This is a genomic window from Acetivibrio sp. MSJd-27 (genome assembly GCF_018918095.1).
Lineage (GTDB): Bacteria > Bacillota > Clostridia > UMGS1840 > HGM11507 > HGM11507.
Genome location: NZ_JAHLPV010000009.1, coordinates 1 through 14,080, shown reverse-complemented (window position 1 = coordinate 14,080; position 14,080 = coordinate 1). Strand labels below are relative to the sequence as shown.

Annotated in this window: 13 protein-coding genes; 10 read left to right on the top strand and 3 right to left on the bottom strand. The window is 46.7% G+C overall.

Annotated features, from left to right (window positions below; all coding sequences use genetic code 11):
• Nucleotides 1–246: 246 nt before the first annotated feature.
• The 9 genes from ybaK to KQI32_RS04865 all read left to right on the top strand — a co-directional run bounded on the left by ybaK (nucleotide 247) and on the right by KQI32_RS04865 (nucleotide 7,933).
• Entirely contained in the window at nucleotides 247–729 is a 483-nt protein-coding gene (ybaK, locus tag KQI32_RS04905) for a Cys-tRNA(Pro) deacylase (RefSeq protein WP_177691172.1), read from the top strand.
• Between the two features lie 14 nt (nucleotides 730–743).
• A complete protein-coding gene (locus KQI32_RS04900) occupies nucleotides 744–1,544 on the top strand; it encodes a sugar phosphate isomerase/epimerase (RefSeq protein WP_177691170.1) in 801 nt (266 codons plus the stop codon).
• Nucleotides 1,529–2,395 carry a mechanosensitive ion channel family protein gene (locus KQI32_RS04895; RefSeq protein ID WP_177691168.1) on the top strand — a complete coding sequence of 289 codons (867 nt, stop codon included), beginning with the start codon at nucleotides 1,529–1,531 and terminating at the stop codon, nucleotides 2,393–2,395. The genes KQI32_RS04900 and KQI32_RS04895 overlap by 16 nt, the downstream gene beginning before the upstream one ends.
• 156 nt (nucleotides 2,396–2,551) lie before the next feature.
• The gene (locus KQI32_RS04890; protein WP_177691166.1) at nucleotides 2,552–4,780 is read left to right on the top strand and encodes an ATP-dependent Clp protease ATP-binding subunit; all 2,229 of its coding nucleotides are present in this window, start codon (nucleotides 2,552–2,554) and stop codon (nucleotides 4,778–4,780) included.
• Nucleotides 4,781–4,944: 164 nt separating this feature from the next.
• Complete coding sequence (gene rplU / locus KQI32_RS04885; RefSeq protein ID WP_177691164.1) at nucleotides 4,945–5,256, top strand: 50S ribosomal protein L21; 312 nt, start codon at nucleotides 4,945–4,947, stop codon at nucleotides 5,254–5,256.
• 11 nt (nucleotides 5,257–5,267) lie between these two features.
• Nucleotides 5,268–5,603 (top strand): ribosomal-processing cysteine protease Prp, encoded by a 336-nt coding sequence (locus KQI32_RS04880; RefSeq protein WP_177691162.1) that lies wholly within the window; start codon nucleotides 5,268–5,270, stop codon nucleotides 5,601–5,603.
• Nucleotides 5,604–5,606: 3 nt separating this feature from the next.
• Nucleotides 5,607–5,882: a 50S ribosomal protein L27 gene (rpmA, locus tag KQI32_RS04875; protein ID WP_177691160.1), complete on the top strand. Its 276-nt coding sequence runs from the start codon at nucleotides 5,607–5,609 to the stop codon at nucleotides 5,880–5,882.
• Between the two features lie 103 nt (nucleotides 5,883–5,985).
• Nucleotides 5,986–7,257, top strand: a complete 1,272-nt coding sequence (obgE, locus tag KQI32_RS04870; RefSeq protein WP_216424191.1) for a GTPase ObgE — start codon at nucleotides 5,986–5,988, stop codon at nucleotides 7,255–7,257.
• 7 nt (nucleotides 7,258–7,264) lie between these two features.
• Nucleotides 7,265–7,933 carry a Crp/Fnr family transcriptional regulator gene (locus tag KQI32_RS04865; protein ID WP_216424190.1) on the top strand — a complete coding sequence of 223 codons (669 nt, stop codon included), beginning with the start codon at nucleotides 7,265–7,267 and terminating at the stop codon, nucleotides 7,931–7,933.
• Between the two features lie 63 nt (nucleotides 7,934–7,996).
• Here the strand turns inward: KQI32_RS04865 and KQI32_RS04860 are convergent, their stop codons facing one another.
• Together KQI32_RS04860 and KQI32_RS04855 are read right to left on the bottom strand one after the other, a co-directional pair.
• Nucleotides 7,997–8,581: a 4Fe-4S binding protein gene (locus KQI32_RS04860; protein WP_216424189.1), complete on the bottom strand. Its 585-nt coding sequence runs from the start codon at nucleotides 8,579–8,581 to the stop codon at nucleotides 7,997–7,999.
• The gene (locus KQI32_RS04855) at nucleotides 8,562–8,777 is read right to left on the bottom strand and encodes a 4Fe-4S binding protein (RefSeq protein WP_177691152.1); all 216 of its coding nucleotides are present in this window, start codon (nucleotides 8,775–8,777) and stop codon (nucleotides 8,562–8,564) included. Before KQI32_RS04855 ends, KQI32_RS04860 begins: the two co-directional genes overlap by 20 nt.
• Before the next feature lie 291 nt (nucleotides 8,778–9,068).
• Here KQI32_RS04855 and KQI32_RS04850 point away from each other — a divergent pair, with 291 nt between their 5' ends.
• On the top strand, nucleotides 9,069–10,766 hold the full coding sequence (locus tag KQI32_RS04850; protein ID WP_216424188.1) for an FAD-dependent oxidoreductase: 1,698 nt from the start codon (nucleotides 9,069–9,071) through the stop codon (nucleotides 10,764–10,766).
• 103 nt (nucleotides 10,767–10,869) lie between these two features.
• Here the strand turns inward: KQI32_RS04850 and KQI32_RS04845 are convergent, their stop codons facing one another.
• A complete protein-coding gene (locus tag KQI32_RS04845; RefSeq protein ID WP_216424187.1) occupies nucleotides 10,870–13,935 on the bottom strand; it encodes a hypothetical protein in 3,066 nt (1,021 codons plus the stop codon).
• Nucleotides 13,936–14,080: the final 145 nt, after the last annotated feature.

Genomic DNA, 14,080 nt, shown 5'->3' with positions numbered 1-14,080 from the left:
GGAAAGATTTTAGAAAAGTGTACTGCACCGAAATTACGGGCGGTACACTTTTTCATTGAAACAGCGGCATGGGACAGGTATTTGGCTGGGAACTGTAAAAATTTTGATTGTCTCCAATTCATTTGTGTGGTAAACTATAACTATAGAAAGGTTTTGTCCGCTTCATTATTTCAGCAGGAGTACGGCAGTTTTCCACTGAAAATTCGGGGTCAATGCTTCCTATTGAACAAAAGAGAGGTGTCAATCATGGCAAAGGGAATGATAAAGACAAATGCCATGCGCATTTTAGAGAAAGAAAAAATAGAGTATAAACATTACACTTACGAGCATGATGACAATGCGATCGACGGGATTTCCGTGGCGATGAAATGTAACCAGGATCCGGCGAGAGTATTTAAAACGCTGGTAACGCAAGGTCACAGCAGGGAATACTATGTATTCGTCATTCCCGTGGCGAAGGAGCTGCGGTTGAAAGAGGCGGCAAAGGCGGTGGGGGAAAAATCCGTTGAGATGATAAAGGTAAGCGATATCAACAAGGTCACGGGATATATCCGAGGGGGCTGCTCCCCTATCGGGATGAAAAAGCAATACCGCACGGTTCTGGACAGTTCCTGTGAAAATTTTGACTCCATTCTTTTCAGCGGTGGAAAAATCGGGTTTCAGATTGAGATGAGCCCTGTGGATTTGAAAAAACTGATTGGCGCGGACTGCGCTCCGATCGCAGAGTAGAAAGGATTCATTTTATGGATTTTGGGATGCCGGTTTTGCTGGAACTGGATACCTTGGAGCAGAATGCAGCCCTGTGCCGGGAACTGGGGCTTTCCTTTGTTGAATTAAATATGAATCTGCCGCAGTATCAGCTGGGGGAGATGAAACCAAAAAAACTGAGGGATGCCGCCCAAATGTATGGCGTCTATTTTACTCTGCATTTGGATGAAAATCTGAACGTGTGGGATTTCAATCCAGCGGTGGCCAAGGCTTATTTCGATACATTGCTCCACGCTGTAAAGTTTGCCGGTGAGATGGGAAATATCCCTGTTTTAAACATGCACATGTCACCAGGCGTGCATTTTACCCTGCCGGATAAGAAGGTGTATCTATTTGAGAAATATAGGGAAAGCTATTGGCAGAGGCTGATCGCTTTCCGCAGTTCGTGTGAGAAGGCGGTTGGAGATTTATCTGTCCAGCTTTGTATGGAAAATACCAGCGGATATCCTGATTTTTTGCGGGAGGCAGTGTCCTATCTGCTGGAGAGCCACGTTTTTTCTCTTACCTGGGATGTGGGGCATGACCATGCCTGCGGGGAAAAGGATCGGGAATTTATTCTGAACCGATGGGAAAGAGTTAGTCATTTTCATCTTCATGACGCATTGGGCCGGGAAGATCATTTGCCGCTGGGGCAGGGGGAGATCGATTTAAAGGAGAAAATCGGCCTTGCACAGCTGTGCGGAGCACGGTGTGTCGTTGAGGTAAAAACGGCGCAGACTTTGCGGCGTTCCATAGATTATTTGAAAAGCGAGATGGAAGTATGCAGCAATTCATAGAAAAGCTGTCCCAATTTGCGGTGAGCAGCAAATTTATCGGAAGTATCATTATTCTGGCACTTACCTTTCTTGTGACCAAGCTGGTCAGTAAGCTGTTTAAAATGATGATCAAAAAGGGAAGAGTCAACGTTACCCATCTGACCTTTCTGCGCAGAATTGTTATTTCTGTGCTTTGGGTGCTGGGAGTATCCGGCGTTCTTCTGCAGTTCGAGCCATTTCAGAAGTTCGTCATGTCTTTTCTGGCAAGCTCTGGCATATTGGCTGTGATTTTGGGTTTTGCGGCGCAGGAAGCGGTGGGAAATCTGGTCAGCGGTATGTTTATCTCTCTGTTTAAGCCCTTTGAACTAGGGGATAGAATCCGTATCCCCAGCGAAAACATTGAGGGATTTGTGGAGGATATCTCCCTTCGCCACACTGTGATCCGTACGTTTGAAAACTCCAGAATCATTGTGCCCAACAGCATCATGAATAAGGCGGTTTTGGAGAATGTAAATTTTTCGGAATCAAAGGTATGCAATTTCCTGGACATTGGCGTCAGCTATGACTCGGATTTGGATCTGGCGATCACCATTATCAAGAACGAAGTTCAAAAACATCCGGATTTTTTGGATAACCGAAGTGAAGAGGAAAAAACGCAAGGGGCTGAACCGGTGATTGTACGGGTGATTGCGCTTGCCGATTCCTCGGTGAACCTGCGCGCGTCCGTTTGGAGCGAAAGCGCTGCAAAGGGTTTTGCCATGCTGTGCGACCTGCGTTATTCCATCAAAAAGCGATTTGATGCGGAGGGGGTTGCGATCCCCTATCCCCACCGGACGGTTGTTTTAAAAAATAACTCTTTACAAGAATCATAAAGTCTGTTAAAATAATACAGTTAAATGTAAATATAGTATGAATATTCAAGAGCTGTCCTTGCAAACGGGATAAGCCAGTGTATAATAAAACGTGTAAACGATTTTAACCCGTTACAGCGAAAAGCAACCCCTTAGGTCAAAACAAGGAGAAAAACTATGTTATGTTCAAGATGCCAGAAAAATGTGGCGGTTGTATTTATTAATAAATTTGAAAACGGCAAGCAGATCAATGAAGGTCTGTGCCTTACCTGTGCCAAGGAATTGGGAATCAAACCTTTGGAGCAGATGATGAATCAAATGGGAATCACCGAGGCTGATTTGGATGAGCTGAATACCGAGATGGGAGAATTTCTGTCGGATATGAATGTGTCCGACAGCATGACGATGCCTCAAAGCTTTGCGGGGGATTCCTCCAAGGGAAAGGAAGCTTCCAAAGAAAAACAGGAAAAGGAAAAGAAAGAGAAAAACAATAAAAAGAGTATGCTGGAAACCTATGGAACAAACCTGACGCAGAAGGCGAGAAACAATGAGCTGGACGCGGTGGTAGGACGGCAGAAAGAAATTGAACGGATTGTCCATATCTTAAACCGGCGCACAAAAAACAATCCGGTTCTTCTGGGAGAACCCGGCGTGGGAAAAACGGCAGTGGCGGAGGCAATCGCGCTGCGGATTGTGGCGGAGAAGGTTCCCTATAAACTGCTGGGCTATGAAGTTTACCTTTTGGATTTCACCGCGCTTCTGGCCGGAACCCAGTTCCGCGGTCAGTTTGAAGCCCGCCTGAAAAGCCTTTTGAATGAGGTTAAGGAACGGAAAAATGTCATTCTTGTAATTGATGAGCTGCACAATATCGTGGCTGCCGGAGACGCGGAGGGTGCGATGAACGCGGCAAACATTTTAAAACCTGCTCTGGCCAGAGGGGAAATCCGTGTGATTGGCGCCACCACTTTGACAGAGTATCGGAAGCATATTGAGAAGGACAGCGCGCTGGAACGCCGTTTCGCTCCGGTTATCATTGAGGAACCCACCGAGGAGGAATCGGTTGAAATTCTGAAAGGTTTGCGTCCTTTTTATGAGAATTTTCACAGGGTACGGCTGACTGATGAGGTGCTGGAAGCCGCTGTACGGCTTTCGAAGCGCTATATTCCTGACCGGTATCTGCCTGACAAGGCCATCGATCTGATCGACGAGTGCGGTTCGGAAAAGAATTTGAACAACCACGCGCTGAATGAAATGCAGAAGTTAAATAAACAGCTCAAGTCCATTGTGGAAGAAAAAGACTCCCTGATGGGAACGGAAAATGAGGAGACCTATCAAAAACTCGCCGATTTAAAAATTGAGGAGTGCCGGATTTCCGACCGGCTGAAAGAACTGGAGCAGGAAGCTTCCGACGTCTATGTGACCATTGAGGATATCGCCCGGGTGATCGAACGGTGGAGCAGTATTCCGGTGACCGATCTGACGCAGAGCGATGCCAAAAAGCTTCTGGATTTGGGGGATCGGATCAAAACGCGTCTGGTAGGGCAGGATGAAGCGGTGGAAGAGGTGGCGAAGGTAATCCGCCGTTCCAGAGCTGGTCTGACCAACAAAAAGAAACCGGCCTCCTTCATCTTTGTAGGTCCTACCGGGGTAGGCAAAACAGAATTGGTGAAGACTTTGTCAAGGGAAATCTTCGGTTCTGAGGAAGCGATCATCCGCTTTGATATGTCGGAATATATGGAAAAGCATTCGGTGTCCAAGCTGATTGGCTCTCCCCCCGGATATGTAGGATATGACGACGCGGGCATGCTCACCGAGAAGGTGCGAAGACGCCCTTATTCCATCATTCTGCTGGATGAAATTGAGAAAGCACACAACGATATTTTCAATATCCTGCTGCAGGTGCTGGACGATGGGGTGCTCACGGATTCTCATGGGAAAACGGTTCACTTTGAAAATACCGTTATCATTATGACCTCCAACGCAGGCAGCGATTACCGTACAGCTTCCTATGGATTTGTGGAAAACGAGAGCAAAGCGGTTTCCAATAAAAGCGATACAGCCTTAAAGGAACTGTTCCGTCCTGAATTTCTGAACAGGATCGACGAGATTGTTCATTTTAATCAGCTGAGCAAGGAAAATATCAAGGGTATTGTGGATATTATGATAGGTGATCTGTCCAAAGAACTCTCCGCAAAGCATATCACCGTGACTTTAACCGAGCAGGCAAAGGACTATTTGGCAGGCAAAGGGTATGACAAGCGTTTCGGGGCGCGTCCGCTGCGCCGCCTGATTCAGAAGGAAATCGAAAGCGAGCTGGCGGACATGTATATCAGCGGAAAGATTGCGGATTACAACAGCATCAGCATTGATGCAGGGGAAAACGGTCTTTCTTTCCGGGTGGCATAAGCATATTCCCCTGAACTTTTGGGAGCAGAAGAAAAAAATCTTGACAATTTGGCAAGTCTGTATTAAAATAGTACGGTAACCGCGTGTAGCAGGTCTTAAACAAGATGCATTCTGCCTCTTTGCCTGCATCAGCGTGTCCTATTATATAAAGGGAGGTGCATTTGATGTACGCTATTATTGAAACCGGCGGCAAACAGTATAAAGTAAATGAAGGCGATGTGATCTTCATTGAAAAACTGGATTGTCAGGAAGGCGATGCCGTTACTTTTGACAAAGTAATCGCAGTCGGCAAAGAAGACGGGATGACAATCGGCACACCTGTTGTGGAAGGTGCCACGGTCAGTGCGAAATCTTTGAAACAGGGTAAGGCAAAGAAAGTGATCGTTTATAAGATGAAGCCGAAGAAAGGCTACAGAAGAAAACAGGGTCACAGACAGCCTTATACAAAAGTGCAGATTGAAAAAATCAACGCTTAATCACTGTTGTTATGACAACGGTTAACATTCGCAGAAACCATCAGAAGAAAATTGTCTACTTTTCGCTGGAAGATCACACAGGCTTTGGCGAGGCGGGAAGCGACATGGTATGTGCCGTTCTTTCCACAGCTTCCCAATTTGCGGTGCTCGGTCTGGAGGAGGTAGTAAAGCTTGAGGATTTTTCCTATGCCATTGCGGAAGGCTTTCTGGAATGCGAATTGAAAGAAACGCTTACCCCGCCGGAGAGGGAAAAGGCTGATGTTTTATTGGAGACGATGGTTTTGGTATTGAAACAGGCGGAGGAACAATTTCCTTCCTATTTGAAGATTAAAGAATCGGAGGTGTAAATAATGTTACAATTGAATTTCCAGTTGTTTGCTCATAAAAAGGGTGTTGGTAGTACCAAGAACGGCCGTGACAGTGAGTCTAAACGTCTCGGCGTGAAAAGAGGCGATGGTCAGGCTGTGGTTGCCGGAAATATTCTGGTGAGACAGAGAGGTACAAAAATCCATCCCGGAAATAACGTTGGAATCGGATCTGACGACACATTATTTGCTTTGATTGACGGTAAAGTAAAATTCGAAAGAAAAGGCAGAGACAAAAAGCAGGTAAGTGTATACGCTTAACAAGTCGAAAACCTGGGCAGATTTGCTCAGGTTTTTTTGTAATACGACAATCGTATGAAACAAAGTGTTTTTGGAGACGGTAACAAAGAAGGGAGGTACGGCAATGTTTATTGACAAAGCGAGAATTTTTATCAAATCCGGCAATGGAGGGAACGGATCGGTTTCCTTTCACCGTGAAAAGTATGTGGCGTCCGGAGGTCCGGACGGCGGTGACGGAGGACGGGGAGGAAGCGTTATTCTAGAGGCGGATCCCAATCTGTCTACCCTTTTGGATTTTAAATACAAGCGGAAATACGCTGCCAAAAACGGCGGAGATGGACGGGGAGACAATTGCAAAGGGGAGGATGCAGAGGATCTGGTTATCAAGGTTCCTGTGGGAACCATCGCTTATGACAAGGAAAGCGGACTGGTGCTTGCGGATTTATCGGAAAAGGGCCAGTGCGCTGTAATTGCAAAAGGCGGAAAGGGAGGATTCGGGAATAAGCGGTTTGCAACGCCAACCCGTCAGGCTCCCCGTTTTTCCAAGCCCGGCAGGCGAGGTGTGGAGCGGGAGGTTATCCTTGAACTGAAGCTCATTGCAGACGTGGGACTTCTGGGATTTCCCAATGTTGGGAAATCGACTCTTCTCTCCGCATCCACCAAGGCAAGACCGAAGATTGCAAACTATCACTTTACAACATTGACACCCAATCTGGGAGTTGTGGATCTAGGAGATCAGCGCAGTTTTGTGATGGCGGACATCCCAGGGGTTATTGAGGGCGCTTCTGAGGGGGTTGGTCTAGGTCATGCCTTCTTGAGACATGTGGAAAGGACAAGACTTCTGCTTCATGTACTGGACGTATCCGGCATAGAGGGACGTGACGCTGTGGAGGACTTCCACAAAATCAATGAGGAGCTCTCAAAGTATAGCGAAAAGTTGATAAAGCGGGAACAGATCATTGTGGGAAACAAGATTGATCTGGTCTATGAGAAGGAAGCTTTGGAAAGCTTCTGCGCTTATTTTGAGCAAAAAGGATTCCAGGTATTTCTGATTTCCGGTGTGACAGGCGAGGGCGTGAAAGAACTTTTGAACTATACTTACGAACGGCTGCAGGCTATCCCGAAGGAAGAACTATACGGCGAAGAAAACTTTTTCAAAGAACCTGATATAGAGGAAATTCCTTTTGAGATTGTTAAGGAAGACGGTGTATTCCAGGTGGAGGGAAGAAATGTTGAGATGCTGATGCTTGGCGTCAATCCGGACGACTATGAATCCATGCAGTACTTTCAGCGCTCCCTGCGTAAGCTGGGCGTGATAGATAAGCTCAAGGAGATGGGCGTTCAAGAAGGCGATCTGGTCCGCCTGTATAACGTAGAGTTTGAATATATGGAGTAATTTCAGAATGGAAGAGATTTTAAAAAAAGCCTTAAAATTCTGGAATGGTTTGACGATAGAGCAAAAAGAGTTTCTGGCAGTACATGCCGTCATGCATAGATATGAAAAAGGAACAAGAGTATCTTATGGTACAGGGGAATGCTCCGGATTAAATATTGTACAAGAGGGCAGAATACGGGTCTTTTTGAGTGATTCATCCGGTTCCGAGATTACCCTGTACCGGGTGATTCCCGGTGAAGTGTGTATTTTCAGCGCATCCTGCATGCTGAAAAGTCTGGACTTTGAGATACACATGGCGTTTGAGGAGGAAACGGAAGTCTGTATCATTCCAATGGCGGTCTATCAGCAGATATGTGATTCCGTAATAAAGGCAAAAGATTTTACGCTGGAGTTGGTGTCTAACCGATTTACGGATGTGATGCGGCTGTTGGGAGAGGTCTGCTTCTCCGATATGAGCAAGAGATTGGCAGAGCTGCTGTGCGAATACAGCGAACTGACAAAAACAAAAAGACTGCTTCTTACCCATGAGAGACTGGCCTGTGATTTGGGGACGGCCCGGGAAGTGGTTTCACGCCTGCTCAAGCAAATGGAGAGGGAGGGTGTTCTGCGGCTGTCCCGTGGGATGATAGAGATCCGAGATGAGGAAGCATTAAAAAAGAAGGGAAAAGAATTCTAAAAAAGCACAGAGCATGGAAAAAACCATTGCTTTGTGCTTTTTTGTAAATGCGTTCCTTAATGCCTATACAGAGCGGCAGGATTTTTTGTTCTTTTGCTTGCAGATCAGCTGTGTCATGGTACCCATAGGACAATATACGCACCAGCTTCTAGGTTGAAAGAAAGCCATTGTGACCAATCCCAAAACCGTTGAAGTGAGCATAACACTGTAAAAACCAAAAGCAAATTGAGCAATCCAGGGCGTGACGGCCGCAGGATAGGCAAAATGCCAGGGCAGACGGAATGTCCAAAGAAGGGTAACGGTACGGCTCAATTCGTGTGCACCACTCCATACCAGATAAGTAACAATCAGCATATTAAAAAACATGATGAGAAAGAATACGAGAAATCCATAGCGGAACCATTTGCTGTATAAAATGGATGGACAGGTTCTTTTTAGAGAGAGCCCCAAACGGTTTCCCAACAGCTCAAAAAGCTGTCCTCTGCCGCAGAACTTATTGCAGTACAGCTTTCCTCCGCCCAAAGCGGAAATGCCCAGCGGAATAAAAAAACACAGAAGTCCAAGCCATGCGAACAAGATATTGAAAAATCCCAGAATTAGATACAGGACAGAAACAATCCAAAGATAATCATACCATTTTTTCTTCAATTCCGGATACCTCCTTTTGTTTGATGATAGAAGCGGGACATGCTTTGGCGCACAGACCGCACCCCACACAGAACTCCATATCTACCTGCGCATACATTCCCTTTATCACAGAGACAGCCTGCCTTGGACACGCTTTGACACAACAGCCGCAGGCCACACAGTTTTCTTTTGGAATATAAGCATATTTTTTGACCATATTTTTTCCTCCCATCTCTGACTTTGCTTTATTATATGATAAATTTTTTCATGTGTATGTGACATTATCACGGATAAAATGTGCAAATAGGTATATAATCTTGCTATATCCCCCATCTGCAATGCGGCGCAATCCGATAGAATCAATTAAGCAGAGGATATGTGCCCCGCTAGTGAGATGGAAACGCTTTTAAAGTAAATTTTGCTTTGCAAAAACACTTTTATCTTGTTGAATAAGGGGCGAAGACCCTTATGAATACAGGCAGGAAAGATTCTGGAAAGGAGTTTTTTGATGAAGGTTGTAATTATAGGCGGCGTAGCCGGAGGGGCGTCTGCGGCTGCAAGACTGCGGAGGCTCGATGAAAAAGCGGAAATCATTATCCTTGAAAAAGGAGAGTACATCTCTTATGCCAACTGCGGTCTTCCATACTACATCGGCGGCGTTATTACGGAGAAGGAGGCGCTGACTCTGCAAACACCCCGTAGTTTTTATCAGCGGTTTCGGATCGATGTGCGCACCGGCAGCGAGGCGGTAAAAATAGACAGAAACAGAAAAATGGTAACCGTTCGAGAGAGTGGTGGGGGCTTGTATGAAGAAAGTTATGATAAACTGATTCTTTCTCCGGGAGCCAAGCCTGTACTACCACCTTTTTCAGCGGTGGAGGATGAAAGGGTTTTCACCTTGCGCAATATTCCTGACACTTACCGGATTACAGAGTTTATCGAGCGGGAAGCGCCGCACAATGCGTTGATTGTAGGCGGAGGATATATCGGAACCGAATTGGCTGAAAATCTCTTCAGGCGGGGGCTTAAGGTATCCGTTGCTGAGCTTTCCGATCATCTGATTGCCCCGCTGGATTTTGATATGGCCTGTGATGTGCACCGGTACCTCCGCTCAAAAGGCATACAGCTTTTTTTGAACACCGTAGTGCAGGATATTCGAAAGGTCGGAAAACAATTAGAGGTACAGTTTGATTGTGGGACAGAAGCTTATGATATGGTTGTCCTTTCAGTAGGGGTAAAACCGGATACAGAATTCTTAAAGGATACCGGACTGAACAGAAATCAGAAGGGAGCGCTCACTGTCAATGCATCGATGCAGACTTCTGATGGAGACATCTATGCGGTAGGAGACGCTGTAACGGTTAAAAATTTTGTCTCCGGTACGGAGGCCTATATCCCGTTGGCGGGACCCGCCAATAAACAGGGACGGATTGCGGCGGATCATATCTGCGGGATAGAATCTGCTTTTGGGGGCACACAGGGATCGTCCGTGCTGAAATTATTTGATATGACCATTGCCGCAACCGGTTTGAATGAGACGTCCGCCCGTATGGCAGGAATCGATTATGATAAGGTTTACGCCTTTTCTCCTTCCCATGCCGCCTACTATCCGGAACCACAAAATATGTGTATAAAATTGTTGTTTGAAAAAAAGGACGGAAAAATTCTTGGCGCTCAAATTGTAGGGTTTGACGGCGTAGACAAACGATGTGATGTCATTGCCGCTGCCATTCGGGGAAGAATGAAGGTGGAAGAACTCACCGAGCTTGAACTATGTTATGCCCCGCCATTTTCCTCTGCCAAAGATCCGGTGAATATGGCGGGTTTCATCGCAGAGAATGTGCGGAAAGGATTGGTAAAACAATTCTTTGTCAGCGATGTTCCAAAATTACCGGAAAACGCAGTGAAACTGGATGTACGCACCAATCAGGAGTATAGGAGAGGGCATATTGATGGAACATTGCACGTTCCGCTGGATGAGCTGAGGGAGAGAATCGATGAAATTCCCCGAGAGAATCCGATTTATGTCAATTGCCAAAGCGGACTCCGCAGTTATATCGCCTGCCGTATATTAAGCCAAAATGGCTTCGACTGCTATAATTTAGCGGGAGGATATCGGTTGTTTGCCTCCGTCGCCGATGAGGGAGCTTTTGATACGACACCTAGACATGCCTGCGGTATTGCTGTCGGGCAGACAAAAGAATGAGATAACCGATTGCTTGACTTATAGTGCCGAAAAGATGAAAGAGAATAAAAAAGTCCAGCCTAAGGCTGGACTTTTTTGATCACTTAAAGGAAATAAAGATGGCTTATTTGACCTCCACAATGACATCGCTGTAGACGGTGAAGGTTTCCTGAGTCGCCGTGTTTTTGTATGTCACATAGGCTCTTGTGTAGTAGCCGCCTGCGGGGAGTTCTCCGGTCAGCTGGATGCCGAACTGTCCTTTGCCATTCGCCGGCGTCACATGCTCCAAAATGGTTTCACAGGTTTCCGGTGCGTTTGTGATGGCGTCCGGATCTTCGGAATAAAGAATGCCGTATCCGGTCACCTCATAGCCATACCCATAGTTGATGGTGGCAAAGGTATAGCTGCTGTCCGCAGTATCCGGGATAAAGGGAGCGGAAACAACCGAAGCGCTCGGTGCAACTGCTTGTTTTTCCGCGAAAGTCGCGCTTACCGTGGTGTCACCGCTGACTGGTACGCTTAACGCTTCGCCGGAATCCGGCTGTTCTACCGTGTTGATGAACACTTTGTCCAGTTCATAGGTTTCATCCGGTGTGAAGGTGATGGGATAGGAAATGCCATCCTTCACATATTTGGATCCCACAAAGCTTGCCGTGCCGTTTTCCCCAACGGATACGGTCAGAAGGGCGAAATCCCATGCTGTTGTCTGCGGATTGGAAATCAGCTGCGGATAGGGATAAGCAACACTTGCGTCCACCGTATATGCGGAACCCAGACCTGCTGTTTTTAACGTGGCTGGGGTCACCGCGGTTACACCGCTTATGCCGGATAATCCGTCTGCTTCCGCATTTGCAGTCAATGCATAGCAGTTGGTGTAGGTGACGGCGCCTCCGCCTTTTGATAAAAGTATCTGTGTACCGGAGGAAGTGATATCCCCAGCGTTATAGCAGTTGGTAAAAGCCAGGGAATTCGTATGAGCTGAAATTCCAAAAGCGGAGGCATTTTCAAGCGCCGCACGGATGCTGCCGATATTATAGCAATTTGCAATACCCGTACTGTTATTCAAAGGATAGGTCGCGCGAAGCTGTCCGCCGATTCCGCCCACATAATCTTTTCCGGTTATGGAACCGGTATTCAAACAGCCGCTGAGGGTATTATATACCATTCCGGTGATACCGCCGACCGCAGTATCGCCTGTCACATCTCCGTAGTTTGCGCAGTCTGCAATTGGCGACGCGGCGGCAACGCCAACGATACCAGCAGTATATGACCCGTTTGATGACACGGAGCCGTAATTGATGCAATTCTGATAGCTGTTTTTGGAGGTTTTGGAGTCATAGTAATAATAGCTGTCTCCTACGATTCCTCCAACGGCGTTTCCCGCTGTACTCACAACATCGGCTCTGTTTACACAATTTGTAAAAGCACCGCAGTAAACACCGCCGGCAATTCCGCCGACGCCGCTGACAGGCTTACCATTTGAATCGGTCACGCCTTCTGTATTTCCTCCGGTGACGGAGCCGGTTACCGTCAGATTGCTGACCGAACCGTTCTCAACTTTAGAGAATAGACCGACATAGCTTCCTTCGGAAGCAATATTTACAAGAATTGTTTTTCCGTTCCCGTCATAGGAACCCTTGAAAGCGGAGGTGCCGTTGATCGGCTCGGTTATTGCTTCGGCTGTAATATCAGCTGTCTGTATAAAGCTTGCGGAAGGATATTTGGAAACATTCATCAAATGTGCTTTGCTGGCAATTTGATAGGGAAAGTCCACAGAGCCGTTTCCGCCGGCAAATTCGGTGGTGTTCCATCCCTCCGGAGCGTCCGTGTTCACATAGATGTTGTCCTTCAGCTGAGGATAGGGATAGAAATTCCCGTCATCCATGGAAGTGTATGTCCATACGGCAGAATCGAAACCGGTGGGCAGAGACTCTTTTAATTCAGCGGATGTCATCGCTGTGGCTGCAGCAGCGCCGGCATTATTCGCACTGCCGGAAAGCCAGTAAAGGTTGGAAGCAGTTATAGTGGTTCCATATCCAACCAAAGCTTTTGACCAGGCTGTTCCTGTTGTACCGTCCGGTAAAACAATGCTGCCGACATTGTAGCAATTTGATAATGACCATGCAGCGTTGCCGGTGGAACCATAGGTCAGACCGGCGGCACGGGGAACATTTCCGCTTACCGTTGTGTTATTGCAATAGATATTTCCGGCGTTATAGCAGTTATTCATGGTAACCGAAGCAGAATTCCATGAACGGATTAAACCGCCGGTTGCAGCATTACTATATATATCGCCGGCGTTGAAGCAGCTATTCAAAGTGATAACCGCACCGTCGGTAATCTCCCCAAGCAGACCTCCGACGCGGGATTGTGTTCCGGCAGGAGTGACAACGTTTCCGATATTTGCACAGTTTGTGTAAGTGACATTCCCAGCGGACATTGCGACCAGTCCGGCGATTCTCGCCATCTCCAGCCCTTCAATTTTACCAGTGTTCCGGCAATTGGTGATTTTAATGGTATCTCCGCCGGAACCGATATTTCCGATTAATCCGGCGTGCTGAGAAAGAGCGTTTTTCGTTGTTGTGATGTTGCCTTTATTGATACAGTTTTGAATTTCTATCGTTCCATTTGTACCGGCTGTTTTGTTTTCAATTCTTCCTATAATGCCGGCAGAATAGGAAGTGCCGGTGTGATTGAGTGTTATGTTGGCCTCGTTTACAATATTCCGGACGGTTACAGTGCAACCGGAAGCAATGTAGCCGATTAATCCAGAAGACATTGCGGCGGTACCGCCTTTTATTTCTCCGGTGATAACCAGATTGTCAATGAGAGTCCCGGTGCCGCCTACGGAAGCAAAAACAGTTGCGTGATCCGTAGTGCTGGAACTGGAGCTTTTGTCAATAGCCAGCTTAATCTCGTTTTTTCCATCCACACCAATCAGTTTACCCTGGAAATTCGTGATTGGTACGTAGGAACTGTCAAGATAAATCGGTTCCTCCGCTTCCAGTTTAAAAACAGAAGTTTTGAAGCTGAGAATCTCCTTAAACTGTTCCGTGTTCGTAATCACATACGGTTCCTCATCCGTACCGGAGCCTGCTCCTGAAAATGCAGCCGCACTGACCAGGGTCAAACCTGAAAACAGGGAGACCAGCAGGCAGAGAACCACTGCCAGGGACAAGGTTTTTTTCATTTGAAATACCTCCTTGTATTTATTTTCGTTCTGTAAAGTTAAATGAAAGTTGAAAACCCGCCAGCCTTTCTGGTACAATGGTTTCACCACAAATCCAAGTACCTCCCGAAAGGAGACGAGTTTTCATGGCTAAAGTATACCAGAT